Raw genomic sequence first — 26152 nt, 5'->3', positions numbered from 1 at the left:
CCCGCAGAGCGGGAGAAGGAACTGATGTCCTGCGATGCATGCCTTCATTCGCCCTGCGGGCACCTTCTCCCGCAGAGCGGGAGAAGGAACTGATGTCCTGGCATGCCTTTCGTCCGGCACCCTGGCTTTCCGCCAGCCATGGGTGTCCTTCTCCCGCAAGCGGGAGAAGGTGCCGCGTAGCGGCGGATGAGGGCCCACCGCAGCACGAGCCACCACCACACCCAACCGCGCGCATGACACCGCCACGCCCGCCCCCCACCTCGCCGCTGACTCTGCGGCGCTACCCGAACAACGCTTGGCGGCATTGGCCGCTGCGCAGGAGTGAATCGATGTCGTCCCTGTTTGTATCGCGTCTTGCCATGGCATTGGGCCTGAGCCTGTCCTGCATCGCGCACGCCGCACCCGCCGACCGCAGCGGCACGCCCGAACAGCGCGCCGCCGCGCTGGTAGCGCAGATGAGCCGCAAGGAGAAGGTCGCCCAGGCGATGAACGATGCGCCGGCGATCCCACGCCTGGGCATCCCCGCCTACGAATGGTGGAGCGAAGGCCTGCACGGTATTGCCCGCAATGGCTACGCCACGGTGTTTCCGCAGGCGATCGGCCTGGCGGCCAGCTGGAATACGCAGCTGATGCAGCAGGTGGGCACGGTGGTCTCCACCGAGGCGCGCGCCAAGTTCAATCTGGCCGGCGGCCCGGGCAAGGACCACAAGCGCTACGCCGGGCTGACCATCTGGTCGCCCAACATCAACATCTTCCGCGATCCGCGCTGGGGCCGCGGCATGGAAACCTATGGCGAAGACCCGTTCCTCACCGGGCAGCTCGCGGTCGGTTTCATTCGCGGCCTGCAGGGCGAGGACCCGGGCCACCCGCGGACGATCGCCACGCCCAAGCACATCGCCGTGCACAGCGGTCCGGAACCGGGCCGGCATGGTTTCGACGTGGATGTCTCGCCGCGCGATGTGGAAGCGACCTATACGCCCGCGTTCCGCGCCGCGCTGGTCGAGGGCCAGGCCGGCTCGGTGATGTGCGCCTACAACTCGCTGCACGGCATCCCCGCGTGCGCGGCCGACTGGCTGCTCAATGGCCGCGTACGCGGCGACTGGGGCTTCAAGGGCTTCGTGGTATCCGACTGCGATGCGGTGGACGACATGACCCAGTTCCATTACTTCCGCCCGGACAATGCCGGCTCCTCGGCCGCCGCACTCAAGGCCGGCCACGACCTCAATTGCGGGCATGCCTATCGCGAACTCGGCACGGCGATCGAACGCGGCGAAGTGGACGAAGCCCTGCTCGATCAATCGCTGGTGCGGCTGTTCGCCGCCCGTTACCGCCTGGGCGAACTGGAAGCCCCGCGCAGGGACCCGTACGCGCGGCTGGGCGCCAAGGACATCGACAACCGCGCCAACCGTGCCTTGGCCCTGCAAGCGGCCGCAGAGTCGATCGTGCTGCTGAAGAACGACGCCGGTACCCTGCCGCTGAAGCCAGGCACGCGGCTGGCGGTGCTCGGTCCCAACGCCGATGCGCTGGCCGCGCTGGAGGCCAACTACCAGGGCACGTCCGCGCAACCGGTGACCCCGCTGCTGGGTCTGCGCGAGCGCTTCGGTGCGCCGCAGGTGCGCTACGCACAAGGCGCGCCACTGGCCGCCGGCGTGCCTGGCATGATTCCTGAAACCGCGTTGCGCAGCGATGGCATGCCGGGCTTGCGTGGCGAATATTTCGACAACCTCGACCTGGCCGGCAAGCCGGCGGTGGTGCGCCAGGATCGTATCGTCAGCTTCAACTGGGACCAGGTCAGCCCGGCCAAGGGCGTACCGGCCGATCGCTATGCGGTGCGCTGGAGCGGCGAACTGCTGCCGCCAGGCGCCGGCGACTACACCCTGGCGGTGCGCGTGGCGCGCTGCTTCGATTGCAGCGGTCACGATCCGGTGCGCTTGTACATCGACGACAAGCTCGTCGTTGCCGGTAACGCCGAAGACAGGCACGTGCCGGCCGGCATGCACAACGCCGACGGTCGCAACGTGGAGACCGTGCTGCACTTCGACGACACCCGCCCGCGCAGGATCCGCCTGGAGATGGAGCATCGCGGACAGGACCAGGGCGTGCGCCTGGAATGGCTGGCACCGGCAGCCGCGCAGCTGACCGAGGCCGAGCAGGCAGTGGCGCAGGCCGATGCCGTGGTGGCCTTCGTCGGATTGTCGCCGGACGTGGAAGGCGAAGAGCTGCGCATCGACGTGCCGGGCTTCGACGGCGGCGACCGCAACGACATTTCCCTGCCCGCCCCGCAGCAGGCCCTGCTCGAACGCGCCAAGGCCTCCGGCAAACCGCTGGTGGTGGTGTTGATGAGCGGCAGCGCGGTGGCCGTGAACTGGGCCAGGCAGCACGCCGATGCGATCGTGGCGGCGTGGTATCCCGGCCAGTCCGGCGGTACTGCCATCGCCCGTGCGCTGGCCGGCGACGACAACCCCGGCGGGCGTTTGCCGGTGACGTTCTACCGCTCCACCAAGGACCTGCCGCCCTACGTCAGCTACGACATGAAGGGCCGCACCTACCGCTACTTCAAGGGCGAGCCGCTGTTCCCGTTTGGCCATGGCCTGAGCTACACCAGCTTCGCCTACACGGCGCCGCAACTGTCCACCGCCACCCTGCAGGCCGGCAACGCGTTGCAGGTGACCACGACCGTGCGCAACACCGGCTCGCGCGCCGGCGACGAAGTGGCGCAGGTGTATCTGCAGTACCCAAACCGCCCGCAGTCGCCGTTGCGCAGCCTGGTCGGATTCCAGCGCGTGCATCTTGCGCCGGGCGAACAGCGCGAGCTGACCTTCCAGCTGGATGCACGCGCCCTGAGCGATGTGGATCGCAGTGGTCAGCGCGCGGTGGAGGCTGGCGATTATCAGGTCTTCGTCGGTGGCGGACAGCCCGGCACCGGCGCGCCCGGCGCGGCGGCGGCGTTGACCATCCAGGGACGTTCGCCGCTGCCGAAGTGATCGACGCAGCCGCCAACCGCCAGCCGACATCGGCGGCCCAGGCCACTGATCGGCCAGGGTCATTGCGGCCGGCAAGCCACCGGCTGCGGTGGCGTCGCCAAGGCCTCGCGCACGGTGCCAGTGCCGCTCGATCGAGCCCGTTGAGGGAGCGACCGAATCCGGACGCCGGGCGGGACGCGACGACGAGCCCGTCGCTCGTCGTCACCTATCCGGTCACGCCGCGCGTCGCTCATCGTCCCTCCGTATCGTCGAGGAGCCGGAAAACCCAATCGCCGCGGGTGAGCGTTCATCGACCTCGCCAGGGTGGATGGCCCGTGCCATCGGCGTGCATGCCCGCCTGTGCGTGGTCGGCATGTGCGATCTGCCGGAGCAGGCGCGACACCGCTAAGTGCCTGCCCAAAGATCGTGCCTGCCGCGGATGTCGGCGATGGCGCCGTTTTGCTGGAAATCGGCAGCGCACACGCTGTCGCCCGGTAGCGTGTCCGGCGCTGTCCCGCGGTGCGGAGTCAGCCCCGATGTATGCGCCCGCACCATGGAGCGGCACCGGTGGCAAGGCCACCGTGGTCGCGGCCTGCTCCATCGCCGCCGCTGACCACGTACGGCGTCGAATTGTGCGGGCGCACTATGCATCTGCGGCGCACACGTTGTATGGTCATCGGGAATTGGTCATGCATAGGTCTCATCGCCGTCTCGCGCCCCGGCGCGGCCACCGGCGCCGATCTGCAGGCGTGCGACCGCTACAGTGAACCCACGGAGTCTTGAGGTCATGCACACCCGTCGCGACATCCTCCAGCTGCTCGGTGCCGGCGTGGGCGCCGGCATGCTCGCCAGTGCCCTGCCCGCCTTCGCGGCGGCGTCCGCCCCTGGCACCCGTGGCGTCGGCGGCTTCGTCAGCAAGCGCCCGCCCAAGGCGCAACGCCGATTCGTCAGCAAGGCGGTCGAGCAGCAGATCGCGCAGATCAAGGCGCAGATCGCCGATCCCGAGCTGGCTTGGCTGTTCGAGAACTGCTACCCCAACACGCTGGACACCACGGTGGAGACCGGCACCCGCAACGGCAAGCCGGACACCTTCGTCATCACCGGCGACATCCATGCGATGTGGCTGCGCGATTCCTCCGCGCAGGTGCACCCCTACGTGCCGCTGGCCAAGCGTGACCCGGCGTTGCGGCGCATGTTCCATGGCCTGATCCAGCGCCAGGCCGCCTGCATCACGCTCGATCCGTACGCCAATGCGTTCCTGCCCGATGGCCAGACCCAGCGCCTGAAGTGGTCGCTCAACGACATCACCGAAATGAAACCCGGCGTGGGCGAGCGCAAGTGGGAAGTGGATTCGCTGTGCTACCCGATCCGCATCGCGCACGAATACTGGCGCGCCACCGGCGATACCGCACCGTTCGACGATGACTGGCGCGAGGCGATGCACGTGGTGGTGCACACCTTCCGCGAGCAGCAGCGCAAGCACGACCGCGGCCCGTACGTGTTCCAGCGCCCCTCGCCGCTGGCCACCGAAACGCTGGTGCTGGAAGGCTACGGCCAGCCGACCAGACCCAACGGCATGATCCACTCGATGTTCCGTCCCTCCGACGATGCCTGCGTGTTTCCGCTGTTCGTGCCGGCCAACCTGTTCGCGGTGACCTCGCTGCGCCAGCTCGCTGCGATGAGCACCGCATTGCATCGCGACGCCGTGTTCGCCGCCGAGTGCAGCGCACTGGCCGATGAAGTGGAAACCGCAACCCGCCAGTTCGGCCAGCAGCGCGACAGCGATGGCCAGGCGTATTGGGCCTTCGAAGTGGATGGCTTCGGCAACCAGTTGTTCATCGACGACGCCAACGCGCCGGGCCTGCTCAGCCTGGCCTACCTGGGCTGCTGCGATCGCGCTGACCCGGTGTTCCTGCGCACCCGCCAGCTGGCGTGGAGCGAGCGCAACCCATATTTCTCGCGCGGCACCGCCGCCGAGGGCGTGGGCAGCCCGCACAGCGGCATGGGCACCATCTGGCCGATGTCCATCATCCAGTACGCGCTGGTCAGCGACGACGACGCGCAACTGCGCCAGTGCCTGCAGTGGCTCAAGACCACCCATGCCGGCACCGGCTTCATGCACGAGGCCTTCCACAAGGACAACCCAAGCACCTTCACCCGCGACTGGTTCGCCTGGGCCAACACCTTGTTCGGCGAACTGATCATCGACCTGCACCAACGCAAGCCCCAGCTGCTGCGCAGCGCCTGATCCATGCGCAGCGCCTGACCCAGCCCTTCTCCCGCATGCGAACAGCTGCCCCATTCCTTCTCCCGCATGCGGACAGCTGCCCCATTCCTTCTCCCGTATGCGGGAGAAGGTGCCCGAAGGGCGGATGAGGGCGCTCCCGCACCGGCCCATGATTGACGAGAGCAAACACCATGGCAACACGACGCGGCTTCCTCCAAGGCGCCATCGCCGCAGCCCTCTTCGGCAGCGGCGCACTTGCAACCGGACTGGCCCGCGCGCGCGCCGGCAACTACGCCCTCCCGGCCGACGCGCGCACTCGCGCCGATCTCACCCGGCATGTCGATGTATTCATCGGCACCGGCGGCCATGGCCACACCTTTCCCGGCGCCACGCTGCCGTTCGGCATGGTGCAGCTGAGCCCGGACACCTACAACGCGGTGTGGGATTCGTGCTCGGGCTATCACGAATCCGATGGCTCGATCATGGGCTTCTCGCACACCCATCTGTCCGGCACCGGCATCGGCGACATGCTGGATTTCCTGCTGGTGCCGGCCACCGGCGAGGTCAAGCTGGTGCCCGGCCCGCTGGATGATCCCGATGCCGGCTACCGCTCGCGCTACGACCATAGCGACGAAGCCGCATCGCCCGGCTACTACCGCGTGCGGCTGAAGGACAGCGGCGTGCATGCCGAGCTCACCGCCACCGCGCGCGCCGGCCTGCACCGCTATCACTTTCCCAAGGGCAAACCCGCACACGTGCTGCTGGACCTGTGCCATGGCATGCAGGACAAACCCGGCATTCCCACTCGCGTGAGCGATGCGCAGCTGCGCGTGGTCGATGCGCAAACCCTGACCGGCGGGCGCCGTGTCTATCAATGGGCCAAGGGGCGCTACATCTATTTCGCCCTGCGGCTGTCGCGGCCGTTCGCCAGCGTGCAGCTGTACGACGAAGATCGACCGCTGCCCGCCGGCACGCACAGCCGCGACGGCACCCACCTCAAGGCCGCGCTGCACTTTCCCGACGCCGCCGACGCTCCGTTGCTGATCAAGGTCGGCATCTCCGCCGTCAGCGCCGAGAACGCACTGGCCAACCTGGATGCCGAACTGCCGGACTTCGACTTCGCACGCGTGCATGCGCAAGCCGTCGCAGCCTGGGAGAAGGAACTCGCCCGCATCCGCATCGACAGCGACGACGAAGCACAACGGCGCATCTTCTACACCGGCCTGTATCACAGCCTGCTGGCGCCCACGCTGTTCTCCGACGTGGACAACCGCTACCGCGGCATGGACCTGCAGATCCACACCGCGCCCAGCGGCTACAACAACTACAGCACCTACTCGCTGTGGGACACCTACCGCGCCGCGCATCCGCTGCTCACCCTGGTGCAGCCAAAGCGCGTGCCCGACCTGGTGCAATGCCTGGTGCGCGGCGCCAACGAATGCCCGGACGGCGTGGGCATCTGGCCGCTGCAGGGCGTGGAAACCGGCTGCATGATCGGCTATCACTCGGCCGTGGTGCTGGCCGAAGCGCACGCCAAGGGCTTTACCGGCATCGACTACGAAGCCGCATGGCCGGCGTATCGCAAACGTGCGATGGACGACACCAGCCACGGCCTGGCGTATTACCGCACGCTCGGCTACATCCCGGCCGACAAGGTGGACGAAGCGGTCAGCCGTACCCTGGAATACGCCTATGACGACTGGGCCTGCGCGCACCTGGCGCAGGCGGCCGGTGCCAGCGCCGATGCCCGCGCGTTGCGCGCGCGCTCGCGCAACTATCGCAACGTGTTCAACCGCGACAGCGGCTTCGTGCAGGCGCGCCTGGAAGACGGCAACTGGGCCACACCGTTCGACCCGCGCGGCATGGGCCATGGCAAACAGTGGCGCGATTTCACCGAATCCAACGCCTGGCAGGCCACCTTCCTCAACCAGCACGACCTGTACGGCTACATGGACCTGTACGGTGGCCGCGATGGCTTCGTGGCCAAGCTGGACGAGCTGTTTTCCACCAGCTCCGAGCTACCGGCCGATGCGCCGCCAGACATCGACGGCATGGTGGGCCAGTATGCGCACGGCAACGAACCCAGCCACCATGTGGCCTATCTGTTCGCCTATGCCGGCCAACCGTACAAGACCCAGGCGATGGTGCGCCGGCTGCTGCGCGAGCAATACCACGACGCGCGCAATGGATTGTCCGGCAACGAGGACTGCGGGCAGATGAGCGCCTGGTTCTTACTCAGCGCCCTTGGCCTGTACGCGGTGGATCCAGTCAGCGGCAACTGGATCGTGGGCAGCCCATTGTTCAAGCGCGCAGAGCTCGACGTCGGCAACGGCCGCACGCTGCGTATCCTGGCCAAGGACAACAGCGCGCAGAACATCTATGTGCAGTCGCTGACCTTCAACGGCAAACCGCTCACCCGCGCCTGGCTACGCCACACCGAGCTGGCTGCCGGCGGCACGCTGGAATTTGCCATGGGGCCCAAGCCGAATCCGGCCTTCGGCGCGGACAAGAAGGATCTGCCACCGTCGTTCGCGTAATGGCAAGGCCCTACCTGCGCACGCGGCACTTTGGATTCTTGCTGCGCGATGCGGGATTTCGTTGCCTGCTCACGCACCCAGGGATCGCTTGGGCGCGATTGGTAGCCGCCTGTCCTTCTCCCGCAAGCAGGGATTGCTCTACCCCTGCTCCCGCAAACGGGAATTGCTCCATTCCTTCTCCCGCAAGCGGGAATTGCGCTATTCCTTCTCCCGCAAGCGGGAGAAGGTGCCCGAAGGGCGGATGAGGGCCAACGCACAAGCCGCCACACGCACACAATCCACTACCATCGTCACCCACTCACCACTCACTCGCCACCGTCGAGAATCGCCCATGCTGCGCGCCACATTCACCCCTCTCGTTCTGGCCCTGGCCTTCGCGCTCCCCATCACCGCGGTTGCCAAGGACGATCCCTGGCCCACCTTCGGCACGCAGGGCACGCAGTTCGTGCGCGACGGCAAGCCGTACCAGATCCTCTCCGGCGCCATCCACTTCCAGCGCATCCCGCGCGCCTACTGGAAGGACCGCCTGCAGAAGGCACGCGCACTCGGCTTGAACACGGTGGAAACCTACGTGTTCTGGAATCTGGTCGAACCGCAGCAGGGGCAGTTCGATTTCTCCGCCAACAACGATGTTGCCGCCTTCATCCGGGAAGCCGCCGCGCAGGGCCTCAACGTGATCCTGCGCCCGGGCCCGTACGTCTGCGCCGAATGGGAGGCCGGCGGGTATCCGGCCTGGCTGTTCGGCAAGGACAATATCCGCGTGCGCAGCCGCGACCCGCGCTTTCTGGCCGCAAGCCAGGCCTACCTGGATGCGGTGGCAAAGCAGGTGCAACCGCTGCTCAACCACAACGGCGGGCCGATCATCGCCGTACAGGTGGAAAACGAGTATGGCTCCTACGACGACGACCACGCCTACATGGCCGACAACCGCGCCATGTACGTCAAGGCCGGCTTCGACAAGGCCTTGCTGTTCACCTCCGACGGCGCGGACATGCTCGCCAATGGCACCTTGCCCGACACCCTGGCGGTGGTGAATTTCGCGCCAGGCGAGGCCAAGAGCGCGTTCGACAAACTGATCAAGTTCCGCCCCGAGCAACCGCGCATGGTGGGCGAATACTGGGCAGGCTGGTTCGATCACTGGGGCACGCCGCACGCCAACACCGATGCCAAGCAACAGACCGAAGAGCTGGAATGGATCCTGCGCCAGGGCTATTCGGCCAACCTGTACATGTTCGTGGGCGGTACCAGTTTCGGCTTCATGAATGGCGCCAATTTCCAGGGCAACCCCAGCGACCATTACGCCCCGCAGACCACCAGCTACGACTACAACGCCATGCTGGACGAAGCCGGCCAGCCCACCCCCAAGTTCGCGCTGATGCGCGATGCCATCGCCCGCGTCACCGGCGTGCAAGCACCGGCGCTCCCCGCCCCGATCGCGACCACCACACTGCCGGAAACTTCACTGCGCGAATCGGCCTCGCTATGGGACAACCTGCCAACCCCGATCGCCATCGACACCCCGCAGCCGATGGAGCACTTCGGCCAGGACTACGGCTACATCCTCTACCGCACCACCATCACCGGCCCGCGCAAGGGTTCGCTGTATCTGGGGGAGGTGCGCGACGTAGCGCGTGTATATGTGGATCAGCAGCCAGTGGGCAGCGTCGAACGGCGTTTGCAACAGGTCTCCACCGACGTGGACATTCCCGCTGGCCAACACACGCTGGATGTCCTGGTCGAAAACAGCGGCCGCATCAACTACGGCCCGCGCATGGCCGACGGCCGCGCCGGCCTGGTCGACCCGGTGCTGCTGGACAACCAACAACTCACCGGCTGGCAGGCCTTCCCGCTGCCGATGCGTTCGCCCGACAGCCTCCGCGGCTGGACCCGCAAGCCCGTACAAGGCCCCGCGTTTCACCGCGGCAACCTGCGCATCGGCACCCCCACCGACACCTATCTGGACATGCGCGCCTTCGGCAAGGGCATCGCCTGGGCCAACGGCGTCAACCTGGGCCGCCACTGGAACATCGGCCCGCAGACGGCGCTGTATTTCCCAGCGCCGTTCCAGCGCAAGGGCGACAACGCGGTGGTGGTGTTCGACCTGGACAGCACTGCCAAGCCCAGCGTGCGCGGCCTGGAACAGCAGGTGTGGATCAAACCCAACGATTGACCACGCCCGCTGTTCCAGAAGCGGGAATGCGATCGCAGCGGCGCAAATGCAAGCGCCGTCCTTCGTCAGTCACTTACTCGGCAACGTCTAGCGTTGCCGGCAGGCGCGCTTGCTCAAGAACCTGTTGCACCTGCTCGGCCAGTAGCTCCAGGCAGAACGCCAGTTCGTCCATCCGGATCGCCGCACGCGGGGCTTGCTCTTCGCTGCGTGTGCGCGGCTCGGCCATGCGCGCCAAAAAACGCATGTGGTCTCCCAGCTTTTGCAAACGGTACTGCGCCTGCTCTGGCAGGTAGTAGCCGGGCAGTGAGCCGGCTGCGTTGGGCCCTCGTCTCATCCATCCTCCAGCAGCAGGTAAGTGGCGCCGTTAGCTGCGGCACTTGGCTTGAATGCTACCAGCTAAGCAGAGCAATTTTTCCGGTTTTAATTGCACCATCTAATTTGAAGCAAAATATTTGTTGACTCATTAACGATGGTGAACGTATCATATGCTTCATGTCGAATCATGCAGTCAATTTTACTCTATCCGAACTGGCCGATACCCGTATGGGCTACCCGTTCAGAGGCGCGATCCCTGAAGTCGCTGACGGCAGCGTCCGCGTCATCCAGACCAGGGACGTAACGCGCGCCGGCCTTTGCGCCTACAACGCGCTTGTTGCCACAGAAGTCGAAGGGCGCAAAGAGCCTGATTGGCTACAGGACCAGGACATCGTCTTCATCGCCAGGGGCGCACATACCTTCGCAGCGCTGGCACAGGCACCGCCGCCGCGCACGCTTTGCTCGCCCCACATCTATGTCATCCGGGTCAAGACGCCACACCGGTTGTTGCCAGCCTTTCTTGCATGGCAGCTCAACCAGGCCCCGGCGCAACGTTACCTGCGCCAATCTGCCGAAGGCAGCAACCAGCTAAGCATTCGCCGCGCCGTTCTGGACAGCACCCTGATTCGATTACCCCCGCTACAGGTCCAATACGCCGCCATCGCCATCGACCAGGCCGCACAGGCCGAGCGCGCCACCCTCCACGCACTGATCGACAACCGCACCACCGAGCTGGCGATCTTCGCCGAGCGCCTTCTCGCCTAAGCCTTTGGAATTTTCATGAGCAAGACCGATATCGCCCAGGACACCATCAACGCCGCCGTGTGGGGCGCCTGCGACACCTTCCGCGGCACCGTGGATCCCAGCGTTTACAAGGACTATGTGCTGACCATGCTGTTCCTGAAGTACGTCTCCGACGTCTGGCAGGACCACTATGACGACTACAAGGCCAAACACGGCAACAAGCCCGGCCTGATCGAAGAACTGCTCAAGAGCGAGCGCTTCGTGCTGCCGCACAGCGCCAACTTCTACACCCTGTACGACCAGCGCCACCGCCCCGGCAATGGCGAGCGCATCGACACCGCCCTGCACGCCATCGAAGACGCCAACCTGGGCAAGCTGCGCGACGTATTCCAGGACATCAGCTTCAACGCCAACAAACTCGGCGAAGAACAGCAGAAGAACGACCTGCTGCGCCACCTGCTGGAAGACTTCGCCAAGCCCGCGCTCAATCTGCGCCCCTCGCGCATCGGCCAGCTGGACATCATCGGCAACGCCTACGAGTACCTGATCAAGAACTTTGCCTCCAGCAGCGGCAAGAAGGCCGGTGAGTTCTATACCCCGCCGGAAGTCTCCGCGTTGATGGCGCGCCTGATGGACCCGCAACCAGGCGACGAGATCTGCGACCCCACCTGTGGCTCCGGCTCGTTGCTGCTCAAGTGCGGCCGCCTGATCCGCGAGCGCACCGGCACCGGCAAGTACGCGCTGTACGGCCAGGAAGCCATCGGCAGTACCTGGGCGCTGGCCAAGATGAACATGTTCCTGCATGGCGAGGACAACCACCGCATCGAATGGGGCGACACCATCCGCAATCCCAAGCTGCTGGCCGGCAACCACCTCAAGGACTTCGACATCGTCGTCGCAAACCCGCCGTTCTCGCTGGAAAAGTGGGGCCACGACAGCGCCGACAACGACCCGCACGACCGCTTCCGCCGCGGCCTGCCGCCACGCACCAAGGGCGACTACGCCTTCATCCTGCACATGATCGCCACCATGAAGCCGCGCAGCGGCCGCATGGCCGTGGTGGTGCCGCATGGCGTGCTGTTCCGTGGCGCCGCCGAGGGCCGCATCCGCCAGAAGCTCATCGACGAAAACCTGCTGGACGTGGTGATCGGCCTGCCGGAAAAGCTGTTCTACGGCACCGGCATCCCGGCCGCCGTGCTGGTGTTCCGCACCAAGAAAAAAGACAAGAACGTGCTGTTCATCGACGCCAGCCGGCAGTACCAGGACGGCAAGAACCAGAATCTGCTGCGCGAAAGCGATCTACAGCGCATCCTGGACACCGTGCAGGCGCGCCAGAGCGTGGACAAGTACGCCTACCTGGCCAGCCCGTCCGAGATCGCCGGCAACGACTACAACCTCAACATCCCGCGCTACGTGGATACCTTCGAGGAAGAAGCCGAAATCGACCTGATGGCCGTGCGCCGCGAGCGCGAGCAGCTCAAGGCCGAACTGGCCAAGCTGGAGGAGCAGATGGCTGGGTATCTGAAGGAACTGGGCTATGAATAAGCGCACGCAGCCTGAACTGCCGACGACTCCGCAAGCCCCTGCCGCAGGCCACTCATCTGCGCCCCATGGCGAACTGGTGCTTTACGCCACAGACGATGGCACCGCTCGCTTCTACCTGCGCGCGGAGAACGGCAGCGTCTGGCTCAGCCAACTTGAACTAGCGGAGCTGTTCCAGACCACCAAGCAAAATATCAGCCTGCATGTCAAAAATGTCATATCAGACAATGAGTTAGTGGAGCTCACAGTTGTCAAGGAAGACTTGACAACTGCCGCCGACGGCAAGCGCTACCGCACCAGGCTCTACAACCTGGACATGATCCTGGCCATCGGCTACCGGGTGAAATCCCCGCGTGGCACCCAGTTCCGCCAGTGGGCCACCACCCATCTGCGCGAGTACCTGGTCAAGGGTTTCGTGATGGACGACGCGCGCTTGAAGGACCCGGCCGGCTGGGACCACTTCGACGAGCTGCTGGAGCGCATCCGCGAGATCCGCACCTCGGAGAAGCGCTTCTACCAGAAGATCCGCGACCTGTTCGCCCTGTCGGTGGATTACCGCGACGACGACACCGCCACCGGCCAATTCTTTGCCGTGGTGCAGAACAAGATGCTTTACGCCGTCACCCAGAAGACCGCCGCGCAACTGATCGTGGAACGTGCCGATCCCGACCAACCCAATATGGCGCTGACTGGCTGGAAGGCCGGGCGCGTGCGCAAGACCGATGTCATCGTGGCCAAGAACTACCTGCACGCCGAGGAAATCACCCAGCTCAACCGCATCGCCGCGATGTTCCTGGATTACGCCGAGGACCGCGCCAGCCAGCGCCAGGACCTGAGCATGGACGACTGGCGCCAGTACGTGGACCGCTTCGTCCAATTCAACGAACGGCCGTTGTTGAAGGATGCCGGCACTGTCAGCCACGAGCGCATGCAGCAGATCGCACATGAGCGTTATGCGGCGTTTGATGCGAAGCGGCGCAAGGAAGAGGCTTTGGCGGCGGACAAGGAAGACATCAAGGCGCTGGAGTCGGTGGAAAGGTTGGCGCGCAAAGGAGGCAGTCGTGCTTCCGAATGACGAGAGTAACGCGATGCCAAAAACACCTTTTTTATTCCCAACCGGCAATCCCGCATGTGGCTTCTTGCCTACCGCTCACATCACATCAACCGTCGATACGAAGAAAAGTTACAAGGAAAGCCGTGATGCTACCTGAAGGCTGGAGCCGCCGACCGCTTCACGAAGTTGCGGATGTGCGCACTGGAGTGGCGAAAGGGAAAACTGGTCTGACTGACCCGGTGGAACTTCCTTATCTTCGCGTGGCGAACGTGCAGGATGGCTTTATCGACCTAAGCGAGGTAAAGACGATTGCCGTGGAACGGCATCAGATCGATCGGTACTCGCTCCAGGCGGGCGACATCCTGATGACCGAGGGCGGCGACTTCGACAAACTGGGACGAGGTGCCGTTTGGAATGGTGCGCTCGCCCCATGCCTGCACCAAAACCATGTCTTCGCGGTCCGTGCACAGCGCGAGCTGGTCAATCCCCTATTCCTATCCGCGCTGTCCGGAAGCGAATACGGGCGCACTTATTTCCTGGGTTGCGCCAAACGCAGCACCAACCTCGCAAGCATCAACTCCTCTCAGTTGAAGGCCTTTCCAGTCTTGCTACCTCCCGTCCCGGAGCAGGATCGCATCGCCCGCATCCTCTCCACCTGGGATCAGGCCATCGCCACCACTGAATTGCTCCTTGCAAACGCCCGCGCACAGCGGAAAGTGCTGACCAAGCAACTCTTCATCCATGGACGACACAGCAGTATGACTACACATGGATGGAAATTTGCCAACTTTGATGAAATTTTCGAGCGCGTGACACGGCGCAACTCGGTTGCGAACTCAAACGTACTCACCATCTCCGGTACTCGCGGGCTTGTGAGCCAGCGCGACTATTTCAACAAGTCTGTCGCAAGCGAAAATCTCACTGGCTACACGCTCCTTGAGCGTGGCGAATTTGCTTACAACAAGAGTTATTCTGCGGGCTACCCCATGGGCGCGATCAAGCCGTTGACGCGCTATGACCGAGGCGTGGTGTCGAGCCTTTACATTTGCTTCCGTTTCCGTGATGGAGAAGAGGCGGATGCAGATTTCTTCCGGCATTACTTCGAGGAAGGCATGCTCAATGAAGGACTTTCGGGTATCGCGCAGGAGGGCGCGCGCAATCATGGATTGCTCAATGTCGGTGTCGGCGACTTCTTCAAACTGCGGCTGCATATTCCGGATGTGACAGAGCAACGGCGCCTCGCTGCCATCCTGAATATGGCCGAGAAAAAAGAACAACTGATCGCAGCGCAATTGGACAAACTCCGCGATGAGAAGAAGGCTCTCATGGCCCAACTCCTCACCGGCAAACGCCGCGTGCGCCTGCCCACCGACGAAGCGAGCGCCGCATGAGCCACAGCGCCCCCGACACCCGCGAACAGGCCAGCGCGCAGCTGCCCGCCCTGCACCTGCTCTGTAACCTGGGCTGGCACTACCTGAGCGCCGCCGAGTGCCTGGCGCTGCGCGGCAGCACCCGCGAAGTGCTGCTGGTGCCGCGGCTGCTGGAGGTGCTGCAAACGCGGCGCTACACCTACAAGGGCCAGGAGTACCCACTTTCGCCCGGCGCCATCGACCAGATCGTGCGCGAGCTGTCGGCATTGCCGCTGGGCGATGGGTTGCTGGCAGCCAACGAGCGGCTGTACCAGTTACTCGCACTGGGCATCACCGTCACCGAGTTCATGCCCGACGGCAAGAAGCACCAGCCCACCATCGCGGTGATCGACTGGGCCGATGCGGCTAAAAATCGCTGGGACATCACTGAAGAGTGCGGGGTGCTGTCCGCGCAGGGCACGCACACGCGCACGCCGGACATCGTGGGCTACGTCAATGGCCTGCCGCTGGTGGTGATCGAGGCCAAGCGCCCGGCTGCCGGGCATGCCGGCAAGTCGATGGTGGACGAGGCCATCAGCCAGCAGTTGCGCAACCAGCGCAGTGAGGAGATTCCGCAGCTGTTCGCTTACGCGCAGCTGCTACTGGCGCTCAGTCTGACCGAGGCGCGCTACGGCACCACCCAGACCCCGGCCAAATTCTGGGCGCGCTGGCGCGATGAGCAGTTCGACGAGGCGTATCTGCATCGCCTCAAGAACGCCGCCTTGCCCGCGGCCACGCGCGATGCGCTGCTGGCCGGCAAGCCGGCACCGCTGCGCGCCTACTGCCAGGCGCTGTGGGCGCACCCCATGCTGCCCACCGAGCAGGACCGGCTGCTGGCCGGCGTGCTCACGCCAGCCCGCTTGCTGGAGGTGCTGCGCAACTTCGTGCTGTTCGACCGCAAGGTGGGCAAGCTGGTGGCGCGCTACCAGCAGTTCTTCGGTATCCGTGCATTGCTGGCACAACTGCGCACGTTTCGGCCCGATGGCGGCCGCGAGGGCGGCGTGCTCTGGCACACCACCGGCTCGGGCAAGAGCTTCACCATGGTGTTCCTGACCAAGGCGCTGCTGCTGGATGAGGCCCTGCAGGAATGCCGGGTGCTGGTGGTCACCGACCGCACCGACCTGGAAACCCAGCTGGCGCGCAACTTCCTCAGCGGCGGCGCGTTCGGCTCGGCAGTCGCCACCCGCAAGGACGGTGAACGCAGCAAGGCCACCACCGGCCGCGACCTGGCGCAGCGCATCGGCCAGGGCAATGAGCGCATCACCTTCTCGCTGGTGCAGAAATTCACCACTGCCGCCAAGCTGCCCGAGTGCCGCAATCCCTCGCCGGATCTGATCGTACTGGTGGACGAAGGCCACCGCAGCCACGGCGGCGAAACCCACGAACGCATGCGCAAGGCGCTGCCCAATGCGGCCTATCTGGCCTTCACCGGCACCCCGCTGCTGAAGGACGAAAAGACCGCCAACAAGTTCGGCCCGATCCTGCACGCCTACTCGATGCAGCGCGCGGTGGAAGACCAGACGGTGGCGCCGTTGCTGTACGAAGAACGCGTGCCGGAGCTGGATGTCAACGAAGCGGCGGTGAACCGCTGGTTCGACAAGATCACCGCCGGCCTGTCCGAGGCGCAGAGCAGTGATCTGAAGAAAAAGTTCGCCAGCAAGCGCGCGGTGTATGGCGCCGAAAACCGCATCGAACTCATCGCCTGGGACATCGCCGCCCACTACCACGAGCACGTCAAACCACTGGGATTGAAGGGCCAGGTGGCCACCGACAGCAAGCGCGACGCGATCCGCTACAAGCGCGCATTGGACCAGACCGGCCTGGCCAGCAGCGCCGTGGTGATCTCCCCACCCGACACCCGCGAGGGCAACAGCACGGTAGACGAAGACAATGCGCCGGACATCCACAAGTGGTGGAAGCAGACCATCACCGATGCGCGCATCAGCCCGGACGACTACGAGCGCGAAACGGTGCACGCCTTCGGCGGGGAGGGCGAGCCGGATCTGCTGATCGTGGTGGACAAGCTGCTCACCGGCTTCGACGAGCCGCGCAATGGCGTGCTGTACATCGACAAACCGCTGAAGGGCCATAACCTGATCCAGGCAGTAGCACGGGTGAACCGCCTGCACGATGCCAAGCGCCATGGCCTGCTGGTGGATTACCGCGGCATCCTGCCGGAGCTGGATACCGCCGTGCGCGCCTACCGTGATCTGGAAACCCGCACCCAGGCCGGTTTCGATGTAGCCGACCTGGAGGGGCTGTACTACGCGGTCAGCAGCGAATACGAACGCTTGCCCTCCCTGCATACGCGGCTATGGGCGTTCTTCGACGGCATCACCAACCGCCGCGACCTTGAACAGTTCCGACAACGGCTGATCCCGCACTTCGTCCGGGGCGCCGATGGCGAGGACTACGACGAACGCCAGGCCGTGCGCGAGGACTTCTATGCGGCACTGACTGCGTTCGGCCTGTGCCTGCAGACCGCCTTGTCCTCGCGCAGCTTCTTCGAAGACACTGCATTTCCCGACGCACTGATCGATCGCTACAAACAGGATCTGCGCTTTTTCTCTGGCCTGCGGCTAACGGCCCGCCAGGATGCGATGGAAACGGTGGACTACGGCGTCTACGAAGAACAGATCCGCAAGCTGGTGGACAAACAGGTGATCGGGCGCGAGGTCCGCGAACCGGAAGGCGCCTATGTGGTGCACGAACTGGGACAGACGCAGGATCCGGACACCTGGTCGGAGGAAAAAACCCGCAACGAAGCGGATCTGATCCAGACCCGGCTACGCAAGACCATCGAACAGGACCTGGCCGGCGATCCATACGCGCAAAAGGTCTTCGGCGAGCTGCTGCGGCAGGCCATCGCCGAGGCAGCCGCCATGTTCGACCATCCGTTGAAACAGTATGCGGTGCTGCGCGCATTCGAGCAGCGCCTGCAGAACGAACAGCCCCCTGGAATTCCTGATGCGTTGGCCGACAAGCCGCAGGCCAGTGCGTATTTCGGTGCCATCCGTCTCACGCTGGGCGAACAAGCCATGGATGCCAATAGCGTTGAACGGATGACGGTGCTGGTGACGCTGGCCATCACCATCGACGAGGTGGTACGCAATGCGGTGGCAGAACATTCGTTAAACCCGCACAGCATCGAGTCCCAGATTCGTCAGACGCTGCTTCCGGCGATGTTCGATCTGCTTGGGCTGGATCACGCCAAGGCCATCGTGGACCAGGTGATCCACATCGTGCGCATCGGGCGCAGCCGCGCGTGACAGATGCCGCCCCACAAGCCCACATGGTGGTGACCTATGGCGAGCGCCTTATTCGCTGCCAGATCCACCGTTCCCCCACCCGACCCATCACGCGCGTGGCGATCCATGTGGAGCCGGATGGTCGCGTCCGGCTGGATGCGCCGCTGCAGGCAACCGACGCACAGATACGACAGGCCCTCACCCGGCGTGCACGCTGGATTCACCTGCACCTGACTGCGATCGAAAGCCGCCTGCGGCACGTCACGCCCTACGCCTACGTCAGTGGCGAAACCGTGCTGCATCTGGGCAGACGCTATCGGCTGAAGGTGATCCCTGACGCAGAGCAGAACGGCGTGCGCCTGCGTGGCGGCTATATCGAAATACGCGTCACCAGCCGGGCGCCCGAGGCGGTACGCGCCGCGCTGGACCGGTGGCAGCGCGAGCGTGCCAGACAGGTGTTGCCGCAGCGCGTCGCCGACATGGCCGCGCATCTACGCTGGCTCAGGCAGCCACCGCCCCTCGCAGTGCGAACGATGCAGCGGCAATGGGGCAGTTGCTCGCCTCTGGGCAGGATCAGCCTGAATCTGGCACTGATCCGTGTCCCCACGGTTTGCATCGACTACGTCATCCTCCACGAGCTGTGTCACCTGAAGCTTCACAACCACGGCAAGGGCTTCTACCGATTGCTCGACGCGCATATGCCCGACTGGCGGAATGTAAAGCGTCGCCTGGATGGCCTAGCGGAGCTTGCACTACGTCAGTGAGAGGTATTTCCACCGCAAGCTGAGCGTTCACCCGACGGTGGCGATGCACCAGTTGGGAATGCCCCCGGCGCCTGCCCAGGAAGCCAGGGCCTAACGCCGCCCAAGGCAGATTTCCGTCGCCCCCTTCAGCCGCGACGCGTGCCGCCGTTATCAGAACGTCCGGTGCCGCCGCGCCGCCTGCTACCGTGGATGTATCGGGCGGACCAGATTCCAGGCAAGATCACCGGCTGACCCCGTTACGGATGCGCTTGCTTGCGACGTTGACGGCTTGATTGCAGGTTCCAGGAGCGTTGCATGTCCTCGTCCACCGTTACGCAAGATTCCGTTCCCGCCGATGCGGAGTACACCCAGCAGGCGTTCGCCGAGCAGGTCCACGGCAAGCCCATGGACAGCACTGAGGCGGCGCACCGGATGGCCTTCCTGTGCCAGACCGAATCGGCAAAGAAGCCGCAGACGCTGTTGCCGCCGCAGGTCCGCGACGACAACGCGGCCTGAGCACGCCGAACACGCGAACCGCTGGCGAGCGCAATCTGCAATCGCCAGTCGTTCGCTGGCTCACTTGAACGCCTGAAGCACCGTGAGCAGGCTGGTCAGGTCACCGGCCACGCCAGTCTGCGCCATCTTTCCGCCGGCACCGGCGGCCGCGCGGGTGTCCATGCCATCGACCTCCATCACGCCCTGCGCCCGCGCAAGGGCGTTTTGCTGTTGCTGCGCCGCGACGGCGTTCTGGAACAGGACATCGGTAGCGTGCGCCACGGCCTGGTAGGCCGAGCCCAGCGCAATCGCCGGCGCTTTGCCTGCAACCTCGACGTTGGACCGGGTGACGGCGTCGGTAATCTGGTCATTGACTGCAGCTGGAAAGACCATGCTCGGCTCCTGAGTGGACGCAATGCACGAGGTGATGCGCCCTGGCCGCCAACGGCCTGCGCGCGGCGTCGCGATTCACCGGCCAGGGTGCGGCGCACTGCGGTGCCGTTCCGATAGCGGCGCACACGCGCAGGGCTGAATCGGTGCCATGCAGCTTCGCAACGCGCGTCGCAGCACCGGTGTGTCGTCCAGGCACCACCGGGCGATCGGGCTATCGTGCGAGGTCAGCGCCATCGGCTGCGCGGCATAAAATTTCCAGAACACCATGACATCGGCGTACGTGGGCGCGTGGTGATGCCGCGACGACAGAGACATGCCAACGCCCGCACCTTTCCTGCCTGCTGCCTCGCTGGCGGCCGCGCATGGTCGGCCACGACTGCAGGGGAGGACCGAGCACGGCCAGACGGAGCACCGCGGGCAGACCTCGGCTGGATGCGGACGGCGCACCCGGAGTCGGAGTGTCCGACTGGTCCATGAGGATTTCGAGCGCCGACGCCACAATCGTTCTGCCAGTCGCTCCCGAGCACAGGTATGCAATAGATGCTAAACAGGTCTCCATGCACTCCATACAGCACGGGACCCCGATGTTTTCCACGCGCTTGCTGACCTGCCTTGTTGCCAGTCTTGCTGCCTGCAGCGCGCAGGCAGGCTCTCCTTCTTCTCCGGCGTCGCCCATCGTGCGCAGCGAATTCATCGCCGACCCTGCCCCTACGCCACAGGCGCATGCCTCCACCTTGCTGGAAACCCGCGATGGGCAGCTGCTGGCGGCCTGGTTCGGCGGTACGCGCGAAGGTGCGCCCGACGTCGGCATCTGGCTGGCGCGGCGTGGCGCGCAGCAGTGGCAGGCCCCGCAACGCATCGCCGATGGCGCGCATGCCGGCAAGCACGGTGTCGATGTGCCGGCCTGGAATCCGGTGCTGTTCCAATCAACCAGCGGGCCGGTGCAGCTGTATTACAAACTCGGCCCCAACCCGCGGCAGTGGTGGGGGCTGCGGCTCACCTCCATGGACAGCGGCGCGACATGGTCGGCACCGCAGCGCTTGCCGGACGGCATCCTTGGGCCGATCAAGAACAAGCCCGTGCAGCTGCCGGGCGGGCGCATCCTGGCGCCCAGCAGCAGCGAAGACCGCGGCTGGCGCGCGCATCTGGAATGGAGCGACGACGATGGCGCGCACTGGCAGCGCGGCATGCCGCTCAACGACCCGGGCGTGATCGGCGCGATCCAGCCCAGCCTGTTGCTGCATGCCGATGGACGCGTGCAGGCGCTGGGCCGCAGCCAGCAGAACAAGCTCTTCAGCATCTTCTCCGACGATGGCGGCCTGCATTGGCAACCGATGCAACTGCTGGATGTGCAAAATCCCAATTCCGGCACCGACGCGGTACTGCTGCGCGACGGCCGCGCCTTGCTGGTCTACAACCCCGCCATTGCCGGCAACAACTGGTGGGAGGGACGCGGCACGTTGGCGGTGGCACTATCGGACGATGGTGTGCACTGGCAGCGAGTGCTCACGCTGGAAGACAGCGCCAAGGACGAATTTTCGTATCCTGCCGCGATCCAGACCCGCGATGGGCTGGTCCACATCAGCTACACATGGAGGCGCCAGCGCATCAAGCATGTGCTACTCGATCCCACGCGAATCGACGCATGCGGCCCCTGCCAGGCGCCCGCCCCCGCAACGCAGTCTGAGCGCTGCACAACGGCATGCGGCCACGTCGCCGATCCTTCGTCGTGATGACGGTGGCTTCGCCTCCACGGATTCGCCAGTAGCGTTGCATGCCGATCATCGTCGGTGAGCTACCGCCAAGACGAGGAATGCGATGCGACGCGTCGATCAACCACGCCCGCCGGGCACGCCTGTCGGACTGCCAGAGCAGGATGCGTCCAATGCGAATGCACCCGCGCGCGATGTCCCACCCGCACACTCCGCGCCCGAACGCCCTACCGGCATACTCGGCGGCCTGATCAGATATGTGCCTGGCTACCGGTCCGGTCGCCCCCGTGTGCCACCGACCGTTGGCGCTTCACCATTGCAGCGCTCCACAGCGCTTCGCCCGTACCGCGACGTCCTGTCGCAATGGCAACGACACTACCGCGCAGATCGCAGCCGCTGGCACAGCGCATGGCGCCAGGCCAACAGCAACGATCCGCAGGTCGAAACAAGAACGGCCCGGGCGCTCAAGGCAACAGCCGACATGCTGGAAGACGCAACCCTACCGGGGCGGGTAGCGCTGGAGCTGCACTCAGTTCCCCTTCCGCAATTTCCCGATCAGGCATACCGTCTTTCTCATCTGCAGCACATGACGATCAACGCAGCGGGGTTGATGGAGCTTCCGGCCACCATGCAGCAATTCGCGAGCCTGGAAACACTGACGCTTGCGCACAATCCGCTTGACTCGCTACCTGCATCCATCGCAAGCCTCAGCCGATTGCGTGAGCTTTCCATCCTTTCCTGCCCGGAATTGAAGGAACTTCCCGAACGCCTGGCGAGCACCAATGCATCCGGCGAGCACGAGGGGTTGGTCAACCTGCAGAAGCTGCAGCTGGTGGGGACCGGGATCACATCGCTTCCGGCTTCCATCACCGGCCTGCAAAACCTGAAAACCCTACAGATACGCAATTCGCCGCTGTCCAACCTTGCCCCGGCCATCCATCGAATGCCTAGGCTGGAAGAACTCGATTTGGAAGGCTGCACAGCGCTGTGCAACTATCCGCCGATTTTTGGCGGCAGTGCGCCATTGAAACGACTGCGTCTGAAAGACTGCAGCAACCTGCGCACCCTGCCGCTGGACATTCACCGCCTGACGCAACTCGAAGAACTCGACCTGCGAGGCTGCGAGAATCTCTCCAGACTGCCCTCGTCGATCGCCAGATTACCTGCCAGTTGCACGATCCGGCTGCCGCCGCATTTACAGGCCGAACTCGACCGTCTTCGTCTGATTGCACGCCCCGCCGAACCAGGGCAGACTGGCCCAGCCCCCCCGGATCTCTCGCCACCTGTTGCCGGCAATCAAGCCAGCGCATCCTCCTCGGCGCCCACAACCGAACCTCTGCACAAGGTTGCGCTCGAACGCATCGAAGCCACCGCACAGGCCATGCTGAGCACGGTCATCGATCAGGAAAGAAATCCCTTTCTGGAAGGCGCCCCCTCCTATCTTCCACAAGAGCGCGACGCAGGAACTCCCACCACCTTCGGTCAGATCCCGGCATTGAAGAAAATGCTGGAGGAAAGCAGGGATGGTCATTTCCTGGCACGGGTGAGCGACATCGCAGGCCCATCCCCCAGAGTCGAAGACCCGTCCGAGGAAGGCCTCCGCAGCCACTACACGAACGTCAGCAACTGGAAGGCGCAGAAGAGCGCGCACCTGGGCATCGTCGATCATCTCGGGCAGTTCGTTTATCACCAAGCAAGCCAGCTCAATGCAGAGACGCTGGCCAGGGCAGTCCAGATGTGGAAGACCCGGGAGTTGATTGTCGATGCATACCCCGAAGAACGGGAACGCTTTCCCTCCTTCCCACTGCACATTCCCGAGCAGGTCGGCGACGACGCAGATAGCGAACAGCACACAACCTCGGAACCTTCACACCATCAATAGCGGCAAACGCCACATGCAGAGCGGCCAATCGGGCATCGCCGTCGTCGTGCCTGAGCAGGTCGGGCGGCGCCTCCCGTGGCCGAACGATCCGTTGGGCGTGTTTCACTCTTGCCGCAACGCGTCCACCATCCTTTGTACCCGCACGATATCGGTCCGCTGATAGTCTCCGCCCAGGTCACGGATATACGGGTGCGGAGACGGCACCTGGGCGGCGATCATGCCTCGCGCCGACGCATGGAATTCGTGGGCGCCGGTATGCTGCCGTACGGTGCGGATGTTGTGCTCGGATAGCCCGGCACCCGGCATGACGCCGATGCGCCCACCTGCCTGCCGCACCAACGCGGCGATGGTGTCGATTCCCTCCGGCGCACTCGCACGTGCGCCCGACGTCAGCACGCGTTCGCAGCCAAGCGCAATCGCATCTTCCAGCGCGCGCGCAGGTTCGGCACTGACGTCGATCGCACGATGGAAGGTCACGCCCAGCGGGCCAGCCGCCTCGATCAACACGCGCATCGTCTCCATATCGACCTGGCCATGCCGATCCAGCGCGCCCAGCACCACGCCATCGCAGCCCAGCGCAACGCACTGCTGCACATCGCGGCGCATCGCCTCCACCTCATCGGCACTGAACACGAAGTCGCCCAAGCGCGGGCGTATCAGCACATACAGCGGAATCCGCAAGCGCGCGCGCACCACCGCCAGGGTGCCGAACGATGGCGTCAGCCCACCGCCATCCAGCCCGCCGCACAACTCCACCCGCATCGCCCCGCCGTCCTGCGCGGCCACGGCCGATGCCACCGAATCGGCCGCCACTTCCAGACCCAGCGCGCTCATGCGGCCGGCTCGGTGGTGTAGTGGCTGTCGCCGGGCACCAGCAGATCCTGCCGCTGCGCATCGCAGACCGCGTAGCTGAAGCCCTTCTGGATCGCGAAGGCGCCCACCTCGCCACGCGTGTTCATCGCCAGGAATCCCACCTGCAGCGTGCGCGTCAGCTCCGGCTTGCGGCGGATCAAGCGCATCACCACCTCGCGGCAGGCATCGGCCGGCGACTTGCCCTGGCGCATCATTTCCACCACCGCAAAGCTGCCGACATTGCGGATCACCTCTTCGCCCACGCCAGTGGAGGTGGCGCCGCCCACCTCGTTGTCCACATACAGGCCGGCGCCAATGATCGGGCTGTCGCCGACCCGCCCGTGCATCTTCCACGCCATGCCGCTGGTGGTGCACGCGCCGGACAGATTGCCGTGCGCATCCAGTGCAATCATGCCGATGGTGTCGTGGTTGTCCTTGCCGCCGGGCAGCTTGGCGTCGCGCCAGGCGCGGTTTTCCACGTTGGCCTCGGGCGAATACTGGGAAGTCTTCAGCCATTGCTTCCACGCCGCTTCCGAACTCGGCGTCAGCAGCTTGGTTTGCGGAAAACCCTGCGCAAGCGCGAACTGCCGCGCGCCGTCGCCCACCAGCATCACATGCGGGGTCTTTTCCATCACCGCGCGTGCCACCGAAATGGCATGCACCACGTCTTCCAGCGACGCCACCGCGCCGCAATTGCCCAGGTGATCCATGATGCAGGCGTCCAGCGTCACCCGCCCATCGCGATCCGGATACCCGCCCAGGCCCACCGTGGGATTGTTCGGATCCGCTTCGGGCACGCGCACACCGGCCTCCACCGCATCCAGCGCCATGCCACCGGTACTCAGCAGCTTCCACGCGGCCTGGTTGGCGGCCACGCCGAAATCCCAGGTGGAAATCACCCGCGCCTGGCCTTTGGGCAACGCTGCGGGACGTACCGCCGACGTACCCGCGGCCGCGGCCTGCGCACGCGCGCCCCATCCGGCCAGGCCGGAAGCGATGGCGCCCAGCGTGGCGCTCTTGAGGAAATGACGACGTTGAATCATCCAGGCGAACTCCGTAACGGAAACAGATGCCGCGCACTGCGCCGCAGCCTCCCATCATGCGGCAGCGACGCCCGCGGATAAACCGCATTACCCCGCGCCGCGATGCGGATTGAGGCATAACGCCCGCAGGCATGATGCGCGCGGCCGCACCTGCTTTCGCAAGGTCGCAACTTCGGCCAGCGCTGTTGCTGCAGACAGCCTGCACGGACGTCGATGCAGGCCAGTGGGCGCGGGCACGCGGATGTCGGCCATGGCGGACCTGCGCTCTGACTGCTGCGTCGATGGCGTATGCCAGGACCTGCCGCCAATACGGAGGCAAGGCATCGGGCGAGCAAGCGCAACGCCTCCGGTCCACCGCGTGCAATCGCCAGACGCGAGCCGATAGCGATCTGATCCGTGGACGACGCACACACCCTCTGCTCCCAGGACATCACCTGCGCGAACCAAGGCGGACTGCACAAATGCCACGACCCGTCTCGGATTCTCAACGCACGTCAACCCACCAGCGCGGCTGCGCCCGCCACGCGCCGCCAAGCCGAATCCGCAAACCCGTCGGACAGCGCCAAGCCACTCCCGCCGACGGCCATTGAGCGCCACGGCCGTGCTTCAAAAAAAAACTGCATCCGTTTAACCCCGTTTGCCGCCCTGGCCCGTTTCACCTGCAGAGGCGCAGTGCACGGCGACCTCGGGCTGCCCGGTTGTTCACCCATTCGTTCTCGCCACGCAAAGGATTCCCATGCCACGTCACAGCCTTCTCGCGCTCGCCTTGCTGCTGAGCGCCTGCTCGCACGAACCCACCTCACCCGTCGTCGGCGACCCGCCC

At 65.0% G+C, this 26152-nt stretch carries 17 protein-coding genes; 13 read left to right on the top strand and 4 right to left on the bottom strand.

The features are described 5' to 3' along the window. Window positions 1–329 precede the first annotated feature (329 nt). The 4 genes from ACCQ05_RS06295 to ACCQ05_RS06280 all read left to right on the top strand — a co-directional run bounded on the left by ACCQ05_RS06295 (window position 330) and on the right by ACCQ05_RS06280 (window position 9897). On the top strand, window positions 330–2984 hold the full coding sequence (locus tag ACCQ05_RS06295; protein ID WP_372393261.1) for a glycoside hydrolase family 3 C-terminal domain-containing protein: 2655 nt from the start codon (window positions 330–332) through the stop codon (window positions 2982–2984). A 766-nt stretch (window positions 2985–3750) separates the two neighbouring features. Further along, the gene (locus tag ACCQ05_RS06290; protein ID WP_372393260.1) at window positions 3751–5211 is read left to right on the top strand and encodes a glycoside hydrolase family 125 protein; all 1461 of its coding nucleotides are present in this window, start codon (window positions 3751–3753) and stop codon (window positions 5209–5211) included. A gap of 170 nt (window positions 5212–5381) precedes the next feature. Then, window positions 5382–7727 carry a GH92 family glycosyl hydrolase gene (locus ACCQ05_RS06285; RefSeq protein ID WP_372393259.1) on the top strand — a complete coding sequence of 782 codons (2346 nt, stop codon included), beginning with the start codon at window positions 5382–5384 and terminating at the stop codon, window positions 7725–7727. Between the two features lie 331 nt (window positions 7728–8058). Continuing rightward, window positions 8059–9897, top strand: coding sequence for a glycoside hydrolase family 35 protein (locus tag ACCQ05_RS06280; RefSeq protein WP_372393258.1), 1839 nt, complete (start codon window positions 8059–8061; stop codon window positions 9895–9897). 73 nt (window positions 9898–9970) lie between these two features. On the opposite strand, the gene ACCQ05_RS06275 is transcribed toward ACCQ05_RS06280, so the two are convergent. Then, a complete protein-coding gene (locus ACCQ05_RS06275) occupies window positions 9971–10231 on the bottom strand; it encodes an XAC0095 family protein (RefSeq protein ID WP_372393257.1) in 261 nt (86 codons plus the stop codon). Between the two features lie 158 nt (window positions 10232–10389). Here ACCQ05_RS06275 and ACCQ05_RS06270 point away from each other — a divergent pair, with 158 nt between their 5' ends. The 7 genes from ACCQ05_RS06270 (at window position 10390) to ACCQ05_RS06240 (ending at window position 19468) form a co-directional block, all read left to right on the top strand. Further along, window positions 10390–10977 carry a restriction endonuclease subunit S gene (locus ACCQ05_RS06270; RefSeq protein ID WP_372393256.1) on the top strand — a complete coding sequence of 196 codons (588 nt, stop codon included), beginning with the start codon at window positions 10390–10392 and terminating at the stop codon, window positions 10975–10977. Window positions 10978–10992: 15 nt separating this feature from the next. Next, entirely contained in the window at window positions 10993–12501 is a 1509-nt protein-coding gene (locus ACCQ05_RS06265) for a type I restriction-modification system subunit M (protein WP_372393255.1), read from the top strand. A 76-nt stretch (window positions 12502–12577) separates the two neighbouring features. Then, on the top strand, window positions 12578–13573 hold the full coding sequence (locus ACCQ05_RS06260; protein WP_372393254.1) for a virulence RhuM family protein: 996 nt from the start codon (window positions 12578–12580) through the stop codon (window positions 13571–13573). A 125-nt stretch (window positions 13574–13698) separates the two neighbouring features. Next, complete coding sequence (locus tag ACCQ05_RS06255) at window positions 13699–14943, top strand: restriction endonuclease subunit S (protein WP_372393959.1); 1245 nt, start codon at window positions 13699–13701, stop codon at window positions 14941–14943. Continuing rightward, on the top strand, window positions 14940–18230 hold the full coding sequence (locus ACCQ05_RS06250; protein WP_372393253.1) for a type I restriction endonuclease subunit R: 3291 nt from the start codon (window positions 14940–14942) through the stop codon (window positions 18228–18230). Before ACCQ05_RS06255 ends, ACCQ05_RS06250 begins: the two co-directional genes overlap by 4 nt. 23 nt (window positions 18231–18253) lie before the next feature. Beyond that, window positions 18254–18973: a M48 family metallopeptidase gene (locus ACCQ05_RS06245; protein ID WP_372393252.1), complete on the top strand. Its 720-nt coding sequence runs from the start codon at window positions 18254–18256 to the stop codon at window positions 18971–18973. A 294-nt stretch (window positions 18974–19267) separates the two neighbouring features. After that, window positions 19268–19468, top strand: coding sequence for a hypothetical protein (locus ACCQ05_RS06240; RefSeq protein WP_372393251.1), 201 nt, complete (start codon window positions 19268–19270; stop codon window positions 19466–19468). A 60-nt stretch (window positions 19469–19528) separates the two neighbouring features. Here ACCQ05_RS06240 and ACCQ05_RS06235 read toward each other — a convergent pair whose 3' ends face one another. Then, window positions 19529–19840: a RebB family R body protein gene (locus tag ACCQ05_RS06235; RefSeq protein ID WP_372393250.1), complete on the bottom strand. Its 312-nt coding sequence runs from the start codon at window positions 19838–19840 to the stop codon at window positions 19529–19531. Window positions 19841–20424: 584 nt separating this feature from the next. On the opposite strand from ACCQ05_RS06235, the gene ACCQ05_RS06230 reads away from it, so the two are divergent. Both ACCQ05_RS06230 and xopL read left to right on the top strand, forming a co-directional pair. Next, window positions 20425–21573 carry a sialidase family protein gene (locus ACCQ05_RS06230; RefSeq protein WP_372393957.1) on the top strand — a complete coding sequence of 383 codons (1149 nt, stop codon included), beginning with the start codon at window positions 20425–20427 and terminating at the stop codon, window positions 21571–21573. 85 nt (window positions 21574–21658) lie between these two features. Further along, window positions 21659–23434 carry a type III secretion system leucine-rich repeat domain-containing effector XopL gene (gene xopL / locus ACCQ05_RS06225; protein WP_372393249.1) on the top strand — a complete coding sequence of 592 codons (1776 nt, stop codon included), beginning with the start codon at window positions 21659–21661 and terminating at the stop codon, window positions 23432–23434. A 102-nt stretch (window positions 23435–23536) separates the two neighbouring features. Here xopL and ACCQ05_RS06220 read toward each other — a convergent pair whose 3' ends face one another. Both ACCQ05_RS06220 and ACCQ05_RS06215 read right to left on the bottom strand, forming a co-directional pair. Further along, on the bottom strand, window positions 23537–24268 hold the full coding sequence (locus tag ACCQ05_RS06220) for a copper homeostasis protein CutC (protein WP_372393248.1): 732 nt from the start codon (window positions 24266–24268) through the stop codon (window positions 23537–23539). Continuing rightward, complete coding sequence (locus tag ACCQ05_RS06215; RefSeq protein WP_372393247.1) at window positions 24265–25329, bottom strand: glycosylasparaginase; 1065 nt, start codon at window positions 25327–25329, stop codon at window positions 24265–24267. The genes ACCQ05_RS06220 and ACCQ05_RS06215 overlap by 4 nt, the downstream gene beginning before the upstream one ends. Window positions 25330–26152 lie beyond the last annotated feature (823 nt).

The organism is Xanthomonas sp. NCPPB 3582 (assembly GCF_041475735.2).
Taxonomy (GTDB): domain Bacteria; phylum Pseudomonadota; class Gammaproteobacteria; order Xanthomonadales; family Xanthomonadaceae; genus Xanthomonas; species Xanthomonas codiaei.
Note: the sequence above shows the minus strand (reverse complement) of the source record. Positions and strands in the feature narration are given on the sequence as shown.